General features: G+C 47.8%; 19 protein-coding genes and 1 riboswitch. Of the genes, 5 read left to right on the plus strand and 14 right to left on the minus strand.

The genetic code is table 11. From position 1 onward, the window contains the following. Positions 1-115: 115 nt before the first annotated feature. From FQ015_RS11800 to moaA, 6 genes are all read right to left on the minus strand, one after another. Positions 116-820 carry a Bax inhibitor-1/YccA family protein gene (locus FQ015_RS11800; RefSeq protein WP_000373624.1) on the minus strand — a complete coding sequence of 235 codons (705 nt, stop codon included), beginning with the start codon at positions 818-820 and terminating at the stop codon, positions 116-118. 136 nt (positions 821-956) lie between these two features. After that, positions 957-1409: a molybdopterin synthase catalytic subunit MoaE gene (gene moaE, locus FQ015_RS11805; RefSeq protein WP_000852287.1), complete on the minus strand. Its 453-nt coding sequence runs from the start codon at positions 1407-1409 to the stop codon at positions 957-959. A gap of 1 nt (position 1410) precedes the next feature. Beyond that, positions 1411-1656 (minus strand): molybdopterin synthase sulfur carrier subunit, encoded by a 246-nt coding sequence (moaD, locus tag FQ015_RS11810; RefSeq protein WP_000598604.1) that lies wholly within the window; start codon positions 1654-1656, stop codon positions 1411-1413. Next, the gene (moaC, locus tag FQ015_RS11815; protein ID WP_000080885.1) at positions 1649-2134 is read right to left on the minus strand and encodes a cyclic pyranopterin monophosphate synthase MoaC; all 486 of its coding nucleotides are present in this window, start codon (positions 2132-2134) and stop codon (positions 1649-1651) included. The genes moaD and moaC overlap by 8 nt, the downstream gene beginning before the upstream one ends. A 2-nt stretch (positions 2135-2136) precedes the next feature. Further along, entirely contained in the window at positions 2137-2649 is a 513-nt protein-coding gene (gene moaB / locus FQ015_RS11820) for a molybdenum cofactor biosynthesis protein B (protein ID WP_000084639.1), read from the minus strand. A 21-nt stretch (positions 2650-2670) separates the two neighbouring features. After that, positions 2671-3660 (minus strand): GTP 3',8-cyclase MoaA, encoded by a 990-nt coding sequence (gene moaA / locus FQ015_RS11825; protein ID WP_160524093.1) that lies wholly within the window; start codon positions 3658-3660, stop codon positions 2671-2673. Beyond that, positions 3648-3792, minus strand: a riboswitch (molybdenum cofactor riboswitch). (Overlaps the previous gene by 13 nt.) A gap of 265 nt (positions 3793-4057) precedes the next feature. On the opposite strand from moaA, the gene yvcK reads away from it, so the two are divergent. Continuing rightward, positions 4058-4966: a uridine diphosphate-N-acetylglucosamine-binding protein YvcK gene (yvcK, locus tag FQ015_RS11830; RefSeq protein WP_001246025.1), complete on the plus strand. Its 909-nt coding sequence runs from the start codon at positions 4058-4060 to the stop codon at positions 4964-4966. A gap of 175 nt (positions 4967-5141) precedes the next feature. Here yvcK and FQ015_RS11835 read toward each other — a convergent pair whose 3' ends face one another. Continuing rightward, positions 5142-7439 (minus strand): pentapeptide repeat-containing protein, encoded by a 2298-nt coding sequence (locus FQ015_RS11835; protein ID WP_160524094.1) that lies wholly within the window; start codon positions 7437-7439, stop codon positions 5142-5144. A gap of 483 nt (positions 7440-7922) precedes the next feature. On the opposite strand from FQ015_RS11835, the gene FQ015_RS11840 reads away from it, so the two are divergent. After that, positions 7923-9575 carry a hypothetical protein gene (locus FQ015_RS11840; RefSeq protein WP_039021611.1) on the plus strand — a complete coding sequence of 551 codons (1653 nt, stop codon included), beginning with the start codon at positions 7923-7925 and terminating at the stop codon, positions 9573-9575. Positions 9576-9733: 158 nt separating this feature from the next. Here the strand turns inward: FQ015_RS11840 and uvrB are convergent, their stop codons facing one another. The 5 genes from uvrB to bioB form a co-directional block, all read right to left on the minus strand. Further along, positions 9734-11755 (minus strand): excinuclease ABC subunit UvrB, encoded by a 2022-nt coding sequence (uvrB, locus tag FQ015_RS11845; RefSeq protein ID WP_039021612.1) that lies wholly within the window; start codon positions 11753-11755, stop codon positions 9734-9736. 578 nt (positions 11756-12333) lie between these two features. Next, on the minus strand, positions 12334-13011 hold the full coding sequence (gene bioD, locus FQ015_RS11850) for a dethiobiotin synthase (RefSeq protein ID WP_000044827.1): 678 nt from the start codon (positions 13009-13011) through the stop codon (positions 12334-12336). Continuing rightward, complete coding sequence (gene bioC / locus FQ015_RS11855) at positions 13004-13759, minus strand: malonyl-ACP O-methyltransferase BioC (protein WP_000246780.1); 756 nt, start codon at positions 13757-13759, stop codon at positions 13004-13006. Before bioC ends, bioD begins: the two co-directional genes overlap by 8 nt. Beyond that, positions 13746-14900, minus strand: a complete 1155-nt coding sequence (gene bioF, locus FQ015_RS11860; protein WP_032302731.1) for an 8-amino-7-oxononanoate synthase — start codon at positions 14898-14900, stop codon at positions 13746-13748. The genes bioC and bioF overlap by 14 nt, the downstream gene beginning before the upstream one ends. After that, positions 14897-15937, minus strand: coding sequence for a biotin synthase BioB (bioB, locus tag FQ015_RS11865; RefSeq protein WP_000951213.1), 1041 nt, complete (start codon positions 15935-15937; stop codon positions 14897-14899). The genes bioF and bioB overlap by 4 nt, the downstream gene beginning before the upstream one ends. Positions 15938-16023: 86 nt before the next feature. Between bioB and bioA the strand changes: the two genes are divergently transcribed. From bioA to FQ015_RS11880, 3 genes are all read left to right on the plus strand, one after another. Beyond that, positions 16024-17313, plus strand: coding sequence for an adenosylmethionine--8-amino-7-oxononanoate transaminase (gene bioA / locus FQ015_RS11870; protein WP_072039642.1), 1290 nt, complete (start codon positions 16024-16026; stop codon positions 17311-17313). Positions 17314-17371: 58 nt separating this feature from the next. After that, the gene (locus FQ015_RS11875) at positions 17372-17848 is read left to right on the plus strand and encodes a kinase inhibitor (protein ID WP_160524095.1); all 477 of its coding nucleotides are present in this window, start codon (positions 17372-17374) and stop codon (positions 17846-17848) included. Between the two features lie 151 nt (positions 17849-17999). Continuing rightward, positions 18000-19283 carry a putative acyl-CoA thioester hydrolase gene (locus FQ015_RS11880; protein ID WP_039021614.1) on the plus strand — a complete coding sequence of 428 codons (1284 nt, stop codon included), beginning with the start codon at positions 18000-18002 and terminating at the stop codon, positions 19281-19283. A gap of 69 nt (positions 19284-19352) precedes the next feature. Here the strand turns inward: FQ015_RS11880 and FQ015_RS11885 are convergent, their stop codons facing one another. Both FQ015_RS11885 and FQ015_RS11890 read right to left on the minus strand, forming a co-directional pair. Beyond that, a complete protein-coding gene (locus FQ015_RS11885) occupies positions 19353-21614 on the minus strand; it encodes a hydratase (protein WP_105278137.1) in 2262 nt (753 codons plus the stop codon). Positions 21615-21796: 182 nt separating this feature from the next. Beyond that, a complete protein-coding gene (locus tag FQ015_RS11890; protein ID WP_001036488.1) occupies positions 21797-23230 on the minus strand; it encodes an anion permease in 1434 nt (477 codons plus the stop codon). Positions 23231-23251: the final 21 nt, after the last annotated feature.

Below are 23251 nucleotides of genomic sequence, written 5' to 3' on the forward strand. Positions count from 1 at the left end.
GGTTTTAATAACTGGCTCAAAGCTGAAAGCTTTCCGGAACCCCCAGCCTAGCTGGGGGTTTTCTGTGCACAAAAAAATCCCGACACATGGCCGGGATATTGATGGTGAAAAAGAATTAACGGCGGTTGCCGAAGATCCGCAACAACATCAGGAACAAGTTGATGAAGTCCAGATACAAGGTTAACGCGCCAAGAATGGAATATTTGCGCAGATTTGACGTGTCGCGGGTATCAATCTGCTCACCCATATTTTTCAATTTCTGAGTGTCATATGCCGTCAATCCGACAAAGACAATCACGCCGATATAGGTAACTGCCCACATCAATGCTTCGCTTTTCAGCCAGAAGTTAACCAGCGATGCCAGCACAATGCCGATTAACGCCATAAACAGCATATTGCCAAAGCCACTTAGATCGCGCTTCGTGGTGTAACCGTACAGGCTCATTGCGCCGAACATCCCGGCAGTAACGACGAAAGTACTGGCGATAGAAGCAGCAGTATAGACAATGAAAATACTGGAAAGCGTAAGACCCGTCAGCGCCGAATAAAGCATAAAGAGCATCGTCGTTACACCTGCGCTCAGCTTTTGAATCATCGCTGATAACACAATAACCAGTGCTAATTGCGCGATGATCAGACCGATTAAAAAAACACGGTTAGTGAACAATAGCTCCATCACGGCCGCAGAATTAGCCGCATACCAGGCAACAAATGCGGTCAGCAACAAGCCAACGGTCATCCAGCCATAGACTTGCGCCATATAAGTTTGCAAGCCAGCCCGGGGTTGTACAATTGAATCAGAACGTGGGAATCTGTCCATGACGATCTCCTGAAGATATAAGGAATATCTTAAGGATACTGCAAAATGATGAGGCTGTGCATCGACGCAGCGTAAACGCATATACTGAGCGGTGAAATTGCCGGACGCAGCGGTGCCTAATCCGGCTAACAAAAAACTACCAGCGTTTTGCCGCCTGCTGATCGCTCTCCCGAGCTTCGACCCAGCGGTCGCCTTCCGGCGTGGCTTCGCGCTTCCAGAACGGTGCGCGGGTTTTGAGATAATCCATAATAAACTGCCCGGCTTCAAACGCACTGCTGCGATGCGCACTGGTGACACCGACAAAAACGATTTCATCGCCCGGCCATAATTCCCCGATGCGGTGAATCACCGTGACGCGCCCCAGCGGCCAGCGGTTACGCGCTTCATCGACAATTTCTGCCAGTGCTTTTTCAGTCATCCCCGGATAGTGTTCGAGGGTTAATGCTTTGACGCTGTCGCCAAGGTTATGGTTGCGCACCTTACCGGTAAAGGTGACTACCGCACCGTCTTCATCACGCTCCGCCAGCCACGGATACTCTTCTCCTACGCTGAATGGCTGCGGGCCGACAACAATTTTGGTTTCTGCCATTTTAACCTCCGGTCACCGGCGGGAAGAAAGCAACTTCGTCGCCGTCAGTCAGCGGATGGTCAAAACTCACCAGCGTCTGGTTGACGGCAGCCAGCAATTTGCCATCTTCCAGCGCCAGCGCCCAGCGATCGCTCTGCGCAGCCAGATGTTGGCGTAACGCTTCAACGGTTGGGAAATCCGCAGCCACTTCGCTTGCATCTGTTCCCACCAACTCGCGCACCTGGGCGAAAAAAAGAACTTTAATCATCCGCTTCCACCTTAAAGTCACCTGACTTGCCGCCGCTCTTCGCCAGCAAACGTACCGGACCAATTACCATATCTTTTTGCACCGCTTTGCACATGTCATAAATGGTCAGCGCCGCCACGGAGGCCGCGGTTAACGCTTCCATTTCAACGCCGGTTTTCCCGGTCAGGCGGCATAAGGTTTCTATACGCACCCGATTGTGCTCCGGCTCGGCCTGCAAATTGACTTCAACTTTACTGAGCATCAGCGGATGACACAGCGGGATCAAATCCCATGTGCGTTTTGCTGCCTGAATACCGGCGATACGCGCAGTGGCAAATACGTCGCCTTTGTGGTGGCGACCATCAATAATCATCGCCAGCGTCTCGCTGCGCATGGTGACAAAGGCTTCGGCGCGCGCTTCACGCACGGTTTCTGCTTTGGCGGAGACATCCACCATGTGCGCTTCGCCAGCGGCGTTGATATGGGTCAGTTGCGACATACTTATTTCTTCAAATGTGGATGGAAATTACACGGACGCGTACGGGCATCCAGCTGCGGTGCGATGATATTTTCCCAGGCGGTACGGCACGCTTTGGTTGAACCGGGCATGGCGAAAATTAGCGTTTTGTTAGCGACGCCCGCTACCGCACGAGATTGCAACGTTGAGGTGCCAATCTCTTCGAACGACAACATCCGGAACACTTCACCAAAACCTTCAACTTCACGGTCGAACAGCGGCAGCAGTGCTTCAGGTGCCTGATCGCCTTCGGTCAGGCCAGTACCACCCGTAATCAACACTACTTGTACATCGTCGCTGGCGATCCACGCAGATACCTGAGCGCGAATAGCGTAGCGGTTTTCTTTCACAATGGCTTTATCGACAACGTGATGGCCCGCTTCTTGCGCCGAATCGCGCAGATAGTGACCGGAGGTATCGTCTTCTTCACCGCGACGATTAGAAACCGTAAGAATAGCAATACGGGTCGGGATAAATTCAGTGCTTACCTGACTCATCTGATCTCTCCTTTTGACGTTTTAGCCGCCAATGTACGATAAGTTTTGCGTAATACCGGTGTTGTTTTGATGCAGGAAATGGGTCTGTTTTTTCTCCCGCAGCGCCGCTGAAATACGTGCTTCCAGCGCCTGTTGCTGGGTATCGTCTTCCAGTAAATCGCGCAGGTTAACGCCGCCTTCACCGAACAGGCAGAGATGGAGTTTACCAATGGAGGAGACGCGCAGGCGGTTGCAAGTGGCGCAGAAGTCTTTTTCATACGGCATGATAAGGCCAATTTCTCCGGCGTAATCCGGATGACAAAAGACTTGCGCGGGACCGTCGCTGCGTTGACGTAATTGGTGGATCCAACCGCGACGCAGTAGCTCGTCACGCAGAACCTGCCCAGAGATATGATGCTTGCGGAAAAGCTCGCTGCCCTCGCCCGTTTCCATCAGTTCGATGAAACGCAGCTGGATGGGGCGATGCTGGATCCAGTTCAGAAAGGTGTCGAGTTGGTGATGATTAACATCACGCATCAGCACGGTATTGACTTTGACCTTCTCAAAACCGGCCTCAAATGCAGCATCGATCCCTGCCATGACCTGATTGAATTTATCCTGTCCGGTAATAGCATGAAACTGGCGAGCGTCGAGGCTATCGACACTCACGTTGATACCAGTAAGACCAGCATCACGCCAGTTCGCCACGTCGCGTTCCAGACGGTAACCATTGGTGGTGACCGCTATCTGGCGAATAGCGTCGTTTTCTCGCACAGCGGCGATGATATCGGTAAAGTCACGACGCAAAGACGGCTCTCCGCCCGTCAGACGGACTTTTTCGGTGCCCAGACTGGCGAAGGCGCGCGTAACCCGGCGAATTTCATCGACGGTAAGAAAGCCTTTATTGGTGACGCAGCTCGGTTTGTAGCCATCCGGCAGGCAGTAGGTGCAACGGAAGTTACACACATCGGTAATCGACAGGCGCAAGTAGTAAAACTTACGCGCAAATGCATCAGTCAGTTGTGAAGCCATGTACACCTTTCCAGATACGGGAGGCGAAGTCATTTCTTCCTTCGCCCTGGTGGCAATCTTTGTAAGCATTGTCACGGCCAAAGCACCGTATCAGTTGACCCAGGTGCAGAGGCTAGAGTGTTTAGTGGTTAAGCCGATACTAGCGTGTAAACAGGATTTTTACCATCCACACTTTCGCTATGTAATCATATATATAGCGTCATGATCGTGCTATTTCACTACAGAATAAGGGAAAATAGCGGTTTTACTTTGATATACATCATCAGGGATGCATAGCGTACATCGTCCTTTAGAGGTAGAAGAAAATAGTTTGTATCCTCAATATTGGCAGGTTAATTGCTGTTTCCCCGCAATTTGCGCTACTGTAACGCGGAAAATCTGACTCCAGGAAACTATAATGCGCAATCGTACGTTGGCTGACCTTGATCGTGTCGTTGCTCTCGGCGGAGGGCATGGACTGGGACGCGTTCTCTCATCACTTTCATCTTTGGGTTCTCGTTTAACGGGTATCGTGACCACCACGGATAACGGTGGTTCAACGGGGCGTATTCGCCGCTCAGAAGGTGGAATTGCCTGGGGCGATATGCGCAATTGCCTTAACCAGTTGATAACGGAACCCAGCGTCGCTTCCGCAATGTTTGAATATCGTTTCGGCGGTAATGGCGAACTTTCCGGGCACAACCTTGGAAACCTGATGTTGAAGGCACTGGATCACCTTAGCGTGCGGCCTCTTGAAGCGATTAATCTGATTCGCAATCTGTTGAAAGTGGACGCACATTTGATTCCGATGTCGGAGCATCCTGTTGATTTAATGGCGATTGACGATCAGGGGCATGAAGTTTACGGCGAGGTCAATATTGACCAGCTCACCGCGCCGATACAGGAGCTACTCTTAACCCCCAACGTACCTGCCACACGTGAAGCGGTGCTGGCGATTAATGAGGCGGATCTGATCATTATTGGGCCAGGGAGTTTTTATACTAGTCTTATGCCCATTCTGCTGCTCAAGGAAATGGCTCAGGCATTACGCCGAACGCCTGCCCCGATGGTGTATATCGGTAATTTGGGGCGAGAATTAAGCCTGCCTGCTGCAAATCTCAAGCTGGAAAATAAGCTGGCGATTATGGAGCAGTATGTTGGTAAAAAAGTGATTGATGCGGTAGTTGTTGGACCGAAAGCTGATGTATCCGCAGTTAACAACAGAATTGTGATTCAGGAAGTACTGGAGGCCAGCGATATTCCTTATCGTCATGACCGCCAGTTGCTGCATAACGCACTGGAAAAGGCATTACAGGCACTAGGTTAAGCGCCTGTGCCGGGGGCAGAAAAATACGACTGTGACTATGGCGTTTTAAATTATAGAAGGCCATAGTCACCTTTTTTTGGCACAACCCCATTGTTAGCAGCTCATTTATCTTTCCACTTTCTGGAATTTAGTTTTGCTTCTTGATGTTTCTTGTGCCATGACTATTCTAATAATGTTATAATCCCCATGCTTTGGGAGCCACCGAATCTAAATATTTATCAATATGATGAGAACGAGTATAATCTGCTATATTTTTTGATAAAATAGCCGTGCAATTTAAACCAGAGCCTAATCCCAGTAGTACCGTTAACCAGTTATCCAGAGCTTCAGATTCAACAATCGAGTTTTCCAGTTCATATGCTTTTAGTAAAAGAGCAGCAGAGTAAATTCTGAGGATTTGCGGAGAATTGTATTCCGTTCCTAAACTTGAAGCTGAAGAATATCTTGCGAACACGACAGCAAAACTTATCAGAAGCATTGCTTGTTCCGTTTTATTTGCATTTTCCATTCTGCAAGCCTTCATTAAATCTTTATAATGGTTTCCCTTAATATTTAAACAAGACTTATACTTCAATAGTTCGCTAACATTCTTTTTTTGTTTTATCTTTTTATTTTTACTTAACATTTCGTAACCCGCACCTTCTATAGATTGCGCCTGCAATGAGTAATTATCTATGAGTTTCATAAGAGGCGCAAAAATTTCATTTAATTTTATTTGTTCATCAATACCATCCATTTTGGTTTGAGAACAACAACTTTGTGATGCAGTGACAAATGGTTCGTATAGATCACCAAGCTGAAGGATTTTGAGATAATTTTTTAATAAAATATTATGTTGTGACCGTTTCCATGGGTAGGAAAACACTGGGAATTCGGTCATCAATACGGTATTAAGATTAATATCTGCAAGCGAGCACACTTGTTCTGGTGCTGCATATAGATAAAAATGGTCCCAGTCCTTATTTTTAATAGTGGTATCCAACATTTTATTTAAGGCATTAGATGAAAGACGCATTGCACGATTATTTTGCTGTGCTGAAAACAATACGTACCAAGCATCATCATGATCTTGTTGTTTACGCCATTCCGAGAAGTCTGGATAATCATTTCCTTCAGTATAAGGTTTAACATCCTTATGTTGTAAATATGTTTTATAAATATTATATGCTTTTTCTGCCAATATATTATTTTTACTTTTTAGTGCCAGGTCAGTCATCATTACATATGCAGTACTAAATGATAACATTAATGTAGGTTGTTCTGTAAAGCGATCTAAATAATAATTAACCCTCTCTTCACTAAGATTAAACAAAAAAGAAGAAGAGATACAGCAATCAACTGTAATTAATGACAAAATAAAGTTATCAAATATATTTATATCATCATTTTGCAATATATCATTTAATCCCTCTGGTGGTCTGTTAGACGTATAGTATTTTGCTAAGCAATTAATTTCTGATACATCCTTTTTTAATTTTGCAAGGTCATAGATACAATTTTTTGTACTCAGTTCGTTGGCGAGGATTTTTTTTATTTCAGGCATTGAATCTTCAGAGATATCTTCAAAGATTTGATAAATTTTCTGGATATGTTCTTTTGCTTTACATATATCAACCCTGATTAAATCTTGTAATGGAGGAGTATCGTCAAAGAAAAATTTCCGCATAGATCCCGTATGCATTTTTATTATTTTCGCTTCACGCAACACTATATTTTTTAAAATACAAGTACTAAAGTCACCTCTCTCTATAGTTGCGTATTCAAAATTTACCCCCGACATATTCGTACCAGCAACATCACAGGAAAATAAAGTGGCATTCTTGAATGAACTATTTTCAAACTGTGCGCCATTCAATATGGCATACTCCATATAACATCCTGAAAAATCTGCACAACCCTTGGCTTCTGTTAGATCTGTCCTTACAAAACTAGCACCGCTCAATTTGCAATCCATGAGTGTTGCTCTCTTCATATTAGCATCATTAAAATTAACGTTAGAAAAATTTGATTCACCGAATTCAGTATCTTCAAAATTGAGCCTCGAAAAATCAAAGCGCCCATTGGGATCCTGCAAAATAATTAGTTGTCGAGTTCTGACTGGTTTATCTCCAATAAAATAAGTTGTTGTCATCACACTGTCTGAAAATTCTATCTTGCACTTAAAAAGCTCATGCATGTGCGGAGGACAAAAATTTTTCAGGGTCAAAAACTCATTACGTTCTTTATTATATTCTTTTTTTTCATCGGTAAGGTAAGGTGATAAAAACAATCCATAGCGAGAATGGATATCATTATACATTCTACTTAAAAAATCTTTTTTCGTTTCGAAACCCAAAATGAATCGCAGCACATCAAAAAGCCGCTCCCATTTACTCATATAAAAAGTATGGTCATTGTCAGCAAGAAGCAATTGCTCTGCGCGCTTTTCATCAATTTCAAAAGATGACTGTCGATGATTAACTGATAACATCATGCTGCCTCCATCAGATAAACAATTAATTGCTGCAGTCTTCCTGAATACAGTTTATTTACTATCAAAAATCGCTCATTTCAAATAGGCTTGTTCCCGATTACACAAATAAAAGCATATTATTTATTAACTTTTAAATAATTACACCTATAATTATAACAATTAATATATATGCATTATCATTATATTAAACTTAAGATAATTGAGATAAAGAGTATTGTCGTTAATATAAATTGAGTCCATTGGATAAACTTGACTCATGTTATGTCTTGCGTAGAAGGATCTAAACACACTTAACTTCGAACTTTCATTAACACATTAATTTTGTCCGACTAAATGAGCGATTTTTGATAGAAAAATATCTTTACTTGTTTAAAAAATTACTCAATTTGATAACAAACGATTGAGTAAGTAAGTACCCTCAAAAAGCAACGATTATCTTATTATGCGGCGAATTTAGTACTTTAACATTAAAAGGAAATAATTATGCACCCTAGATTTTTTACATCATGCACTCCCCGTCTTCCGGAAAGATTTCCAGAAAAATGCCCCCCAAAAGTTTTGCATTCATGGTTTGATAATGGCGCAAAAAAATTTAATGAGGAATTTGCACGCTGGAAAGAGCTCGGGCGTGAAAATGATTTCAATAATCAGCTTATAAGTTCATATATAAATAATAATATCAGCACCTACCAGAATATATCAAATGGTTTACATAATAATATTAATACAATACATGATTTATTAATTGAAAACACATCAAGAATGCCGCTTTCGGAAAGTTTAGACACATTATTAGTTATGGGACAGTTATTTGAAAGTGAATATAACAGAATATTCGCAAATATACCTTTGTTTGCAAACCTCTTTAAAGCAGCCCTAATACAATATATAACAAACAATAACACACTACTAATTGAAATATATAAAAACGCTCTAAATAAAATTCATAATAAAGAGGCCATAAGTTTCATTATTCAGAATATTTTTACTCAATCGATAGATGATCCCTGCTTTTACGAACCGTGCAATTTACATTTTTTACTTGATATCGCTAACAATTATGTCTTTTCTTTTAAAAAAGAGATGTTATTATCAGAACCACACTTACAAAACTCATTCCTGGAAATAATCAATCATTTTAATAATGATGAAGACAAAATAAGAGGTATTATTTTATTTATTTCTTATCTTGAAAATCTAGCTATTAAAATCAAGATTAACTTAAAGGATTTCCTGGAGAAGCTAAGATTTTCTAATATAAAAATTAAGATTGAACTCTATACCCATTTATTCAAAGCATTACCTGAAATAAAAGGGAGCGATATTATATCACTATATTTTACTATTGAATCAGCCTATAAAGAAGATATGCCAAAACAATTAACTGAACTATTAAATTTAGTTACAAACATTCCTGACATTGAAGATAAATTTCAATTCATAACTAAATTGGGTCATGCCTACTGCCTCTCCGGAATTAATCTTTCAGATTACTCAACCTTTCTTTTAAAATTATTTCAGGATACTAAAGTAAACAGATTATGTGATTATTATAAGTTAAGAGTTCCTGGTGAACCAGAGTATCAACTTAGAATACCTTTAGATGGGTTGACATTTCAAATGCTTAGTGAACTGTACAGAGTATCGCCAGAAAACGTTTTCATTTTCGATGAACTTTTTCGAGAAATGATTGATTTCAGCACATTCGAAGGACGAGTGAGTTATTACAACACCATACTTTATTTAATAAACCAGAATACCGAAAGCATCAATAAAATAAATCTATTTAGCCATTTGATTAAACGTCTTCCATTATGTAATTTCAAAACTCAAGACTTTGAAACAAGATTAATACTTGCATTGCCTGAGTTAACAATCGAGCATGTGAATAAAACCGTATTAGAATATTTAAACGAGCTTACTGATATGTACAAAAGAAAACCATATTTAATTCTCACTGACCATGATAAATATTTTAGCTTTATCAAATATGCATTTAACAATGGAAATATTAAGATATCAAATGCCTTGATTGACGTCATAGAGAAAATAAATACAGAAAATCCTACTTCCCAGAGAACAAAAAGAAATCTTTCTGTATTAACGCAACCATTCAAAACATGCCAAATTTTATGAATAACGTAAATAAGTAATGAGTTTAAGTTTAGCACATCAACGTACCAGAGCCGCTTGCAACTCTGGTACGCTTCCTTTTTCACCAGTGTAACTGCACTATGCATGTTAACTGCTTTTGAACATAACAAGCGAAACCGAGCATTTTCCCATCTCCAACATCACGAAGCCGCAATGAACAACTCACGTAGCTGATGCAACTGGTCACGAATTTGCGCCGCTTCTTCGAACTCCAGATTTTGCGCGTGTTGCATCATCAGCCCTTCCAGTTCATGGATTTTCTGCTGCAACGCCTTCGGCGACATATCCATCGGCACATTATCCGGCTCAACAATCGGTCGTGATTTTCCTCTGCCCTTCGCTTTGGTTTTGGCAATGTTCTGCCCCAGCGCCAGGATATCGACCACTTTCTTGTTTAATCCTTGTGGCGTAATGCCGTGCTCTTCGTTGTAGCGTTGCTGTTTCTCGCGGCGACGTTCGGTTTCGCCAATCGCTTTCGCCATTGATGGGGTGATCTTATCGCCGTAGAGAATCGCTTTACCGTTAACGTTACGTGCCGCACGACCAATGGTCTGGATCAACGAACGTTCAGAACGCAGGAAGCCTTCTTTGTCGGCGTCGAGGATCGCCACCAGCGAAACTTCCGGCATATCCAGACCTTCGCGCAGTAAGTTGATCCCTACCAGCACGTCGAACTCACCCAGACGCAAGTCGCGGATGATTTCCATGCGCTCGACGGTATCGATATCTGAGTGAAGATAACGCACACGCTCGCCGTGTTCTTCGAGATATTCCGTAAGATCTTCCGCCATCCGCTTAGTCAATGTTGTGACCAGTACACGCTCGTTAATTGCCGCTCGCTGGCGAATCTCCGAAAGAAGATCATCAACCTGTGTTGCCACCGGTCGCACTTCGATAATCGGGTCAAGCAATCCGGTTGGACGTACGACCTGATCCACCACATCACCACCGGATTTTTCCAGCTCGTAATTACCCGGCGTCGCCGAAACATAGATGGTTTGCGGCGCTAATGCTTCGAACTCTTCAAACTTCAGCGGACGGTTATCCAGCGCTGATGGCAGGCGGAAACCGTACTCCACCAGCGTCTCTTTACGCGCCCGGTCACCGCGATACATGCCGCCAATTTGTGGAATGGTGACGTGAGATTCATCGACGACCAACAGCCCATCGGCAGGCAGGTAATCAAACAGTGTCGGCGGTGGCTCACCTGGTCCACGGCCGGAGAGGAAGCGTGAGTAGTTTTCAATGCCCGAGCAATATCCCAGTTCGTTCATCATCTCCAGGTCAAACTGGGTACGCTGAGTCAGCCGCTGCTCTTCCAGAAGTTTGTTGTTCTCTAACAGCACCTTGCGTCTGGCGGCCAGTTCTTCTTTAATTTCTTCCATCGCCTGCACAATGCGCTCGCGCGGCGTGACGTAGTGCGTTTTCGGGTAGATGGTAAAACGTGGAATGGTGGAAACAATCTGCCCGGTTAGCGGATCAAATAACGACAATCGTTCCACTTCCTCGTCAAACAGTTCCACGCGAAGTGCAATGTCATCCGATTCTGCCGGGAAGATATCAATCACCTCACCACGAACGCGGAAAGTACCACGCTGGAATGCCTGATCATTACGAGCGTATTGCAGCTCCGCCAGTCGACGCAGGATCGCGCGCTGATCGATAATCATACCGACCGTAAGATGGAGCATCATCTTGAGATATAAATCAGGATCGCCCAGACCATAAATCGCGGAAACCGATGCCACCACAACCACATCACGCCGCTCCAGCATCGCTTTGGTGGCGGACAAACGCATCTGCTCGATATGTTCGTTTACCGAGGCATCTTTCTCAATGAAGGTGTCGGAACTCGGTACATAGGCTTCCGGCTGATAATAGTCGTAGTAGGAGACGAAATATTCCACCGCGTTTTCCGGGAAGAACTCTTTCATTTCGCCGTACAGTTGGGCCGCCAGCGTTTTGTTGGGCGCCAGTACCATGGTTGGGCGCTGAAGGTCAGCAATGACATTGGCGATGGTGAAGGTTTTCCCGGAGCCAGTTACACCGAGTAACGTCTGGTGCGCCAGGCCATCTTCCAGCCCCTCTTCGAGACGTCGAATCGCCTCTGGCTGATCGCCAGAAGGTTTAAAAGCGGAATTCAGTTTGAACGGTTTACTCATGAGTCGCTACCTGAAGGAGTTGGGCGGGCAGGTATGTAATTTTACTCGTCGTACTTAATTATGCCAACAAATTATACTGGATAAAAAAACAGTTCCCCACCATAATATTTCTGTTACAGCGTAAACTCCGCTGTCAATCATGAGCAAAATTTACTCTGTGGCGAGATAAAACTCCGGCCTTACGGGGTTATCCCCAAAGCAACGGCTTTTTTAACATTTGTCAAGATGAGTGATGACAGTTTTATGGCAAGAGATGCCTCTTCAGTGACTGCCATTGCAATTATCTAACCAGTTAAAAAATAAAAGATATTTCTTTGAGCCGTCTTTAACGCCAATTCGCGTGCAAGCCGCGTATTCTCTCGCTTGCCTCGTGTTTTCTAACTCTAATACACATGGTTATCCACAGGAATAGTGGATAACTGTCTGCAGCCCCTATCCCCCGCCGCCTGGGCAATTCCCACATTCACCGCATGATGCGGAAGTAAAATTTTTTTCGTGATTATTTTAGAATTTAATTGGTTAAATTGCAGTCAACCGAAGACGCGATCTCGCTCGCAATTTAACCAAATACAGGATGGCTACAACAAGGCAAGGTTTATGTACTTTCCGGTTGCCGCATTTTCTGGATTTTCTGCAAGCCAGGGAATTTCGCCCAGCAGCGGCGCGGGAATCATGCGGGTGAGCGTGGTCATATATTCAGCGTGACGTTTTCCAGGAGGCGTGACATCATTCGCCACCCAACCCGCCAGAGTCAGTCCGGCGTGTTGTATTGCCTGTGCCGTCAACATCGCGTGATTAATACAGCCGAGTTTCACACCAACTACCAGTATCACCGGCAGTTGTTCCTGTGTTACCCAATCCGCAAAAGTGAAAGTGTCAGAAAGCGGCGTAAACCAGCCGCCAGCACCTTCCACTAACACCCAGTCAGCCTGTTGTTCAAGCGCGCGTAATCCGGCGCTCATTACCAATGATTCTATCGGCCTGCCCTCTTGCGCGCTGATGATGTGCGGTGAAGTGGGTTCTGCGAAGGTGTAAGGATTTACCGTTGCGTAATCCAGCTGCAGGCTGCCGTTGTGCTGTAACGCCAGCGCGTCACTATTACGTAAGCCGTCCGGGGTCTTTTCGCTGCCAGAGGCGACCGGTTTATAACCTGCCGTCCGATAACCTGCTGCCTTCGCGGCTTGTAAAAGTGCACAACTGGCGACAGTTTTCCCCACTTCGGTATCCGTTCCGGTGACAAAATAACGTTTACTCACGAGCAATCACTCCCAAAAAAAGATGATACGTCAGAGGATATCGCCCCTGTTGTTGCGGCCAGGCCAGTTGCAATCGCTGCAACTGCGAACGCGTTAATATTCGTGGGTAGCGCCCTTCATGAAGATGCGTGGCACCGATGCCTTTCAGCGAACGCATGGCACTGAGCGCATCAGCAAACCACAGCGTGATGGGCTGAATATGATGTTGATAATGCACGCTGTTCAGCGACTGTTCGATTTCATCTGGCGGTAAAAAGCGATTAGCATGCGGGCGCTCGTCCACCGCCTGCCACGCCTGATGCAATTCAGGGAGCGATCCCTGCACCAGCGTGGTAAACGCGACCACGCCTCCGGGGCGCACCACGCGATACAGCTCGCGAAGTGCCGTGGATAAATTACCGCACCACTGCACCGCGAGATTGCTCCATGCAAGATCGAAGGTTGCAGTCGCTAACGGCAGGGATTCGATATCTCCCGCCAGATAATGGTCTGCGGCATCCTTCTGGCGTGCCTGAACAAGCATTGGCGGCGAGAGATCTAACGCTGTCACCTGCGCGTGACGTTCCCGCCAGTGGCGACTCATCCAGCCAGGTCCACAACCCGCATCCAGTACGTGGGTGTATTTACGCTGTGGGAGCATTGCCAGTAAGACGTCAGCACTCTGGCGCTGTAGATCCGCATGTTGCTCATAATGTGCGGCTGCCCGACCAAATGCCGCAGCAATGGCTTGTTTATTAACCGTTGCCATGCAGCACCTCCAGCAGACGGTCGATATCCTGCATTTCATGCGCGGCGGTTAGCGTTAAGCGCAGTCGCGCAGTACCAGCGGGTACGGTTGGCGGGCGAATCGCCGTGACCCAGCAGCCTTGCTGGCGCAGTTTTTCTGCCAGTTGTAACGCACGGCTGTTATCACCGACAATCAATGGCTGGATGGCGCTGTATGAATCAGCAAGCGTAAACGGCAAATCCTGTACTCCGGCACGAAAACGCGTAATGAGTGCCGCCAGTTTTTCGCGCCGTGCATCACCCTCATCACTGCGAATGACCGCCAGCGACGCACGTAATGCCTGCGCCTGAGCGGGCGGCATACTGGTGCTGTAAATAAGATGGCGGGCAAATTGCAGTAGATAATCCGCCACCGTATCGGAGCAAAGCACCGCTGCCCCGCTGACGCCAAATCCTTTGCCAAAAGTCACCACCAGAAGTTCCGGTTTCACCTGCTGTTGCCAGCAGCTACCGCGCCCCTGTTCACCGATCACGCCCGTGCCGTGGGCATCGTCGACCATCAACCAGCCGTTGTGCTGTTGCGTTACCTGCTGGATTTCCGCCAGTGGCGCACTATCGCCGTCCATGCTGAACACGCCTTCTGTCACCACCAGTTGCTGCCCCGGACAGGGGGAAGCAAGCAGTCGCGCCAGATGAGCGACATCGTTATGGGTAAAACGGCGAAGCTGCGACGGGCTTAAACTGGCAGCTTCCAGCAATGAGGCGTGACTCAGCCGATCGGCAACAATACGGTCCTCTTTCGCCGTCATCGCGGTAATGACTGCCTGGTTAGCGGCAAAACCAGAGATAAACAGCAGTGCCCGCGAATAGCCCAGCCACTCGGCCAGTTCTTCTTCCAGCGCCTGATGCGCCACGCTATAACCGCTGACGTGACCGGAACCGCCGCTACCGACGCCAAATTGCTCCGCACCCTGCTTCCATGCACGGATGATGTGCGGATGATGACTTAAACCTAAATAATCGTTACTGGAAAAGTTCAGATACTGGCATTCATCCGCCACCAGCCAGCGTCCGGCCCCTTGCGCCACCGGATAACGGCGACGCAGGGCATCGGCAGCACGCCGCGCATCGAGCGCCGCGTTGATTTTCTCCTGCCAGCTCATAGTGCTGCCGCGTTGTAATATTCGTCAGTGTCCGGGGTCATCAGCGCCTGTTCAAGACGTTGCTGTTGTTCGTTATCGCCCGCCAGCACTGCGGTTTGCTGCGGATTTAACCCCAGTTTGCGGAACAGTTGCAGGTCTTTATCTTCTTCCGGATTCGGCGTGGTCAGCAATTTGCAACCGTAGAAAATCGAGTTTGCGCCAGCCATAAAGCACATCGCCTGAGTCTGTTCGTTCATCTGCTCGCGTCCGGCAGAAAGGCGCACGTAAGAGGTCGGCATCATGATCCGCGCGACTGCAATAGTGCGAATAAAATCAAAGGCATCGACATCATCGTTATCTGCCAGTGGAGTGCCTTTCACCTTCACCAGCATGTTGATTGGTACGCTTTCCGGCGGCGTCGGCAGGTTTGCCAGTTGCAGCAATAATCCAGCGCGATCTTTTACCGTTTCGCCTAAACCTACAATGCCACCTGAACAGACTTTGATCCCGGCATCACGCACTTTTTCCAGCGTGTCGAGACGTTCCTGATAAGTGCGTGTGGTGATGATATTGCCGTAAAACTCCGGCGAGGTGTCGAGGTTGTGGTTGTAGTAATCCAGCCCGGCATTCGCAAGGCGCTGCGCCTGAGATTCACTCAACGTGCCCAGCGTCATACACGCCTCCAGGCCCATCGCTTTTACCCCCTGCACCATCTGTTCCAGGTACGGCATGTCGCGTTCGTGGGGATTCTTCCACGCCGCGCCCATACAGAAACGTGTCGATCCCGCCGCTTTCGCTTTTCGCGCCGACTCCAATACCTGTTCAACTTCCATCAACCGCTCAGCTTCCAGTCCGGTTTTATAACGCGAGCTTTGCGGGCAGTATTTGCAATCTTCCGGGCAAGCTCCGGTTTTAATTGACAGCAAAGTACTGACCTGCACCTGACGAGGATCGAAATGCTGACGATGCACCTGCTGCGCTTCAAACAGCAGATCCAGCAACGGTTTTTCAAATAATTCTGTGACTTGCGACAATGTCCAGCGTGGGCGGTGAGCCATGGGGCTTCTCCAAAACGTGTTTTTTGTTGTTAATTCGGTGTAGACTTGTAAACCTAAATCTTTTCAATTTGGTTTACAAGTCGATTATGACAACGGACGATCTTGCCTTTGACCAACGCCATATCTGGCACCCATACACATCCATGACCTCCCCTCTACCGGTTTATCCGGTGGCGAGCGCCGAAGGTTGCGAGCTGATTTTGTCTGACGGCAGACGCCTGATTGACGGTATGTCGTCCTGGTGGGCGGCAATCCACGGCTACAACCACCCGCTGCTTAATGCGGCGATGAAGTCGCAAATTGATGCCATGTCGCATGTGATGTTTGGCGGTATCACCCATGCGCCCGCCATCGAGCTGTGCCGCAAACTGGTGGCAATGACGCCGCAACCGCTGGAATGCGTTTTTCTCGCGGACTCCGGCTCCGTAGCGGTGGAAGTGGCGATGAAAATGGCGTTGCAGTACTGGCAAGCCAAAGGCGAAGCGCGCCAGCGTTTTCTGACCTTCCGCAATGGTTATCATGGCGATACTTTTGGCGCGATGTCGGTGTGCGATCCAGACAACTCAATGCACAGCCTGTGGAAAGGCTATCTGCCAGAAAACTTGTTTGCTCCGGCCCCGCAAAGCTGCATGGATGGCGAATGGGATGAACGCGATATGGTGGGCTTCGCACGTCTGATGGCGGCGCATCGTCATGAAATCGCGGCGGTGATCATTGAACCGATTGTTCAGGGCGCTGGCGGAATGCGCATCTACCATCCGGAATGGTTAAAACGAATCCGCAAAATGTGCGATCGTGAAGGTATCTTGCTGATTGCGGACGAGATAGCCACCGGTTTTGGTCGTACCGGCAAACTGTTTGCCTGCGAACATGCGGGGATCGCGCCGGACATTTTGTGCCTCGGTAAAGCCTTAACCGGCGGTACGATGACCCTTTCCGCCACGCTCACTACACGCGAGGTGGCTGAAACTATCAGCAACGGCGAAGCCGGATGCTTTATGCACGGGCCAACCTTTATGGGCAATCCACTGGCCTGCGCAGCAGCAAACGCCAGCCTGGCGATTCTCGAATCTGGCGACTGGCAGCATCAGGTGGCGGCTATTGAAGGGCAGCTACGCGAGCAACTTGCCCCCGCCCGTGACGCCGAAATGGTTGCCGATGTGCGCGTGCTGGGAGCGATTGGCGTGGTCGAAACCACTCGTCCGGTGAATATGGCAGCGCTGCAAAAATTCTTTGTCGAACAGGATGTCTGGATACGACCATTTGGCAAACTGATTTACCTGATGCCGCCCTATATTATTAGCCCGCAACAGTTGCTGCGCCTGACCACAGCGGTTAACCGCGCGGTACAGGATGAAACATTTTTTTGCCAATAACGGGAAGTCAACGTGAGGGTTTCTGGCTACACTTTCTGCAAAAAAGAAAGGAGGTTTCATGAAACTCATCAGTAATGATCTGCGCGATGGCGATAAATTGCCGCATCGTCATGTCTTTAACGGCATGGGTTACGATGGCGATAATATTTCGCCGCATCTGGCATGGGATGATGTTCCTGCGGGAACCAAAAGTTTTGTCGTCACCTGCTACGACCCGGATGCGCCAACTGGCTCCGGCTGGTGGCACTGGGTAGTTGTTAACTTACCCGCTGATACCAGCGTATTACCGCAAGGGTTTGGCTCTGGTCTGGTAGCAATGCCAGACGGCGTTTTGCAGACGCGAACTGACTTTGGTAAAACCGGGTACGATGGCGCAGCGCCGCCGAAAGGCGAAACCCATCGCTACATTTTTACCGTTCACGCGCTGGATGTAGAACGTATTGATGTCGATGAAGGTGCCAGCGGCGCGATGGTCGGGTTTAACGTTCATTTCCACTCTCTGGCAAGCGCCTCGATTACTGCGATGTTTAGTTAATCACTCTGCCAGATGGCGCAATGCCATCTGGTATCACTTAAAGGTATTAAAAACAACTTTTTGTCTTTTTACCTTCCCGTTTCGCTCAAGTTAGTATAAAAAAGCAGGCTTCAACGGATTCATTTTTCTATTTCATAGCCCGGAGCAACCTGTGAACACATTTTCAGTTTCCCGTCTGGCGCTGGCATTGGCTTTTGGCGTGACGCTGACCGCCTGTAGCTCAACACCGCCCGATCAACGTCCTTCTGATCAAACCGCGCCTGGTACCTCTTCTCGCCCGATTCTGTCGGCAAAAGAAGCGCAGAATTTCGATGCTCAACACTATTTTGCGTCCCTGACGCCAGGTGCTGCAGCGTGGAATCCTTCCCCGATTACTCTGCCTGCACAACCTGACTTTGTTGTCGGTCCGGCGGGTACTCCGGGTGTAACGCATACCACGATTCAGGCGGCGGTAGATGCGGCAATTATCAAGCGTACCAATAAGCGCCAGTATATTGCCGTGATGCCTGGTGAATATCAGGGAACGGTGTATGTCCCTGCCGCTCCGGGTGGAATTACCGTTTATGGTACAGGTGAAAAACCGATTGATGTGAAGATTGGGCTTTCCCTTGATGGGGGCATGAGCCCTGCCGACTGGCGTCACGATGTCAATCCGCGCGGCAAATACATGCCCGGTAAACCGGCGTGGTATATGTACGATAGCTGCCAGAGCAAACGCAGCGACAGTATCGGCGTTCTCTGCTCTGCGGTCTTCTGGTCACAAAACAATGGCCTGCAACTGCAAAACCTGACCATCGAAAACACGCTGGGTGATAGCGTAGATGCGGGTAACCATCCGGCGGTGGCACTGCGTACTGATGGCGATAAAGTGCAGATCAACAACGTCAACATTCTCGGTCGTCAGAATACCTTCTTTGTGACCAACAGCGGTGTACAGAACCGTCTGGAAACCAATCGTCAACCACGTACGCTGGTGACGAATAGCTATATTGAAGGGGATGTGGATATCGTTTCTGGTCGCGGCGCAGTGGTGTTCGATAATACCGAATTCCGCGTGGTGAACTCCCGTACCCAGCAAGAAGCGTATGTGTTTGCACCGGCTACGCTGTCTAACATCTATTACGGTTTCCTCGCCGTAAACAGCCGCTTCAATGCTTCCGGTGATGGCGTGGCGCAACTGGGCCGCTCGCTGGATGTTGATGCCAATACCAACGGTCAGGTGGTGATCCGTGATAGCGCCATCAACGAAGGTTTTAACACGGCTAAACCGTGGGCCGATGCGGTGATTTCCAATCGTCCGTTTGCGGGGAATACTGGCAACGTTGATGATAACGACGAAGTACAGCGTAATCTGAATGACACTAACTACAACCGCATGTGGGAATACAATAACCGCGGCGTGGGTAGCAAAGTGGTTGCAGAGGCGAAGAAGTAAAAAAGAAAACCCGATAGTCTGAACCATCGGGTTAATGAAACAGGGCGCTATATTTCATAGCGCCTTTTTTTACATCTGACGGTTTTTATTGAAGTTAATCAAACTACCCGCCTTGATAATCTCGCGCTCTTCAGCAGTCAGACTTTCCATATAGAGCGTAATCTCTGTTACCGGCGCATCTTCATGGATCACATAACCTTTAAACGTCGTCCCCGGATTATCCAGCGCCGCTTTAATGCCAGGGATGTAAATGTAATCGCCCACTTCAAAGTTCGGTGCTTCCGCCATTTGCAGCGGTAACATCCCCCAGTTGATGACGTTAGAACGGTAGCGTTTAGTCGCGTATTCCTCGGCAATATTCGCCAGACCGCCAATCACACGCTGGCAGCTCGCCGCCTGCTCACGCGCAGAACCATCGCCTGGTTTCACCGCATAGACCATGCTGCCAATTTCAGTTTGCAGCGGATCAATATGCTCCTGACCAGCAATCTGCTTAATGCGCGCAAACACCTCTGTCAGCTCGCTGACATTGCCCGCCAGACGCTGATTTTCCAGCTCGGCAGTCGCTTTACTTCTGCCAACATAGCCCGGATCACGGCGTGACAGGGTAAACTCCGCCAAACCAATCGGATTTGAACGATAAGAAGAGGTTTCACCGGAAGGAATCAATTCGTCGGTGGTGGTCACTTCGTCGAGGATCTTCGAGCACACTTTGAGGACGATATTGTCAGTCAGCGCCCCCAATTCCGGCCAGTCTTTGATGTTCGGTCCGTAGATCAGCGATTGCTGGGTCGCCCCTTTCACAAAGCCCTGATAGACGCGATTTTTATACGGCGTGACATCGAAGGCATACTCCGGCACGATGTCCCAGCAGTCCAATTCACTTGCAGAGGTTAAATAACCACCGTTTGCGGCTGTTGCAGCGATAGAACGAGCGTCCATCAACGCCACCGCTGACATCTGCCCATTGGCTGGCTTAGAGCCTTCGCGGTTCGGGAAGTTACGCGTGGTGTGGCGAATACTCAAACCGTTGTTGATTGGCGTATCGCCCGCGCCAAAGCATGGGCCGCAGAACGCGGTTCTGATGATTGCGCCTGCGCCAATCAAATCTGCTACCACGCCTTTTTTGGCTAAATCCATAAACACCGGCTGTGATGACGGATAAACCGCCAGCGAGAAGGTGTCATTGCCACAGGATTGACCGCGCAGTGCATTCGCCGCCGCGATGACGTTTTCGTAGTTACCGCCAGAACAGCCCGCGATAATCCCCTGCTGCACTTTCAGGCGACCATTTTCCACTTTATCCAGCAGCGAGAGTTTGGCTTTCCCGTGCGCCACGCGCTCGGACTCAATTTCAATCTCACGCAGAATGTCAGTCAGGTTCTGGTTCAGCATGTCGATTTCATACACGTTGCTCGGGTGGAACGGCAGCGCAATCATTGGTTTGATGGCACTCAAATCAACGCTGATGCAGCCATCGTAGTACGCCATCGGTTGAGGGTTAAGCTGACAATAATCCTGGCCGCGACCGTGCAGCGCCAGCCAGTTATGAACTTCTTCATCAGTTTGCCAGACAGAACTTAAACAGGTCGTTTCAGTGGTCATCACGTCAACGCTGTTACGGAAATCGGTAGAGAGCGCTGCAACACCGGGCCCCACGAATTCCATCACTTTGTTTTTGACGTAGCCGTTTTTGAACACGGCACCAATGATAGCCAGCGCCACATCCTGCGGCCCCACATACGGCGCAGGTTTTCCGGTCAAATGCACCGCAACAACTCCCGGATAGTCGATATCCCAGGTGTCATTAAGCAGCTGTTTTACCAACTCACCGCCACCCTCACCGACTGCCATTGTCCCTAATGCACCGTAACGGGTGTGGCTGTCTGACCCGAGGATCATTTTGCCGCCTCCTGCCATCATCTCACGCATATATTGATGGATGACCGCAATATGCGGAGGCACAAAAATACCGCCATAACGCTGCGCTGCCGATAAACCAAAAACATGGTCATCACCGTTAATGGTGCCGCCGACGGCACAGAGTGAGTTATGGCAGTTGGTCAGCACATACGGCAGCGGGAAACGTTCCATACCGGACGCTTTAGCGGTCTGTACAATACCAACAAAGGTAATATCGTGAGAGGCTAATGAATCAAACTTAATTTTAAGTTTATCCATATTTCCGGACGTATTATGAGAAGAGAGAATAGACCAGGCAATAGTGCCTTTTTTTGCTTCTTCTTTTTTAATTTCGCCGGTGAAATGTTCTTCGGCAATTATTTCGTTATTACTGGCGAGAAAAACGCCTTTTTCAGATAACTTGATCATCAAATGCTCCAGATATCTGCGCACCGTTAAGTGCGCAGAAAGATAATAAATGGATATACTCTAAATAATTCGAGTTGCAGGAAAGCGACAAGCGAGTGAATCCCCAGTCACTTACATAAGTAAGTGACTGGGGTGAGCGAACGCAGACGCAGCACATGCAACTTGAAGTATGACGAGTATATTTACAGCATGTTCCAGCCGATCAGCATATTCCACCACCACACGCCGAGGGTGATATGTACCAGGAAGGTTAATATCGTCAGTACCGCACCGACCAACCACCAGGATTTAATATCGTTATAGCCTACGCCGAAGATGACCGGACCTGCCGCACCGCCATAGTGAGTAACCATGCCGCCATAGGAGTTGGAGAAAAGCAGCGCCAGCGCAGTTAACATTAACGGTGCGCCGGAGACGTTCGCCAGCATGGCAAATACCGGTAACATGGCAACGATATAGGCACTACCGGAAGCAAAGAAATAACGCACGATGATGCTAAGGAAAATAATAACGAAGAAAGCTACGTTACCATGGCCGTCAAATGCCAGGTTATTTTTAAAGACTTCAGCTAACCATTCGAAGAATTTAACTTTCGATAATAAGGAGCTTAAGCCGATAATACCGCCGTACCAGATTAAGGTATTCCAGCCGCCTTTATTTTTCACCACGTCTTCCCAGGTAACGATCCCCAGCAGCAGCATGGTCGCCATAACAACGATTGCCACAGTGGATTCATCTACCCCGAGCGTTTTACTGAAAATCCAGCCCAACAGCGCCAGCACAAAGACACCGAGCAGCATTTTTTCGCGGATTTTCATCGGCCCCAGTTCAGCAAGGCCCGCTTTGGCGATGGTTTTGTTATCCACTTTCTTAATTTCTGGCGGATACATGGTGTAAATCACCAGCGGAGTGACCAGTAGCATAATGATGCCCGGCAATCCAGCAGCCAGCGCCCATCCACCCCAACTAATTTGTAGGTGCAGAATATCATTGATCATTTTCAGCGCCAGAATGTTCCCCGCCATTGCGGTAAAGAACATATAGCTGGTGGTTTTAGTGACCATGTAAATGGACATCATCAGATAATGTCCAACACGACGTGGGCTTTTTTCAGGTTCTGACCCCAAAGCCACCGCCACGCTGTTGATGATCGGTAACACAATGCCGCCCGCACGCGCGGTGTTAGACGGTGTTGCCGGAGCCAGTACCAGATCGAGGAATACCGTAACGTAACCCAGCCCCAGGGTAGTGCTACCAATTTTGCCAATCAATAAATAGGCAATACGTTTACCTAACCCTGTGGTCACAAATGCGGCGCTTAAGGTAAACGCCGAGAACACCAGCCAGGTGGTACCTGAAGAGTAACCGCTTAATACGGCGGTAGTCTTAAATGCACCATCGGATAAATTACCGACCACCACCATTGAGGCAGCAACGGCAATTAACAGTACGACAGGTTCCGGGAAAGGCTTGATAACCAGCCCGACGATTGCTGCCAGGTAAATACCAAAAAGCACCCACGCCAGTTCGCTTAATCCTGCCGGAGCTGGCATAAAGCCAATAATACATGGGATCGCTAATATCAGAATTAGCTTCCATAACGATTTTTTATTCATTTAAAATCCTGTTCTTTCTGT

This window comes from Escherichia sp. HH26CH, from assembly GCF_009820205.1.
GTDB classification, from domain to species: domain Bacteria; phylum Pseudomonadota; class Gammaproteobacteria; order Enterobacterales; family Enterobacteriaceae; genus Escherichia; species Escherichia coli_F.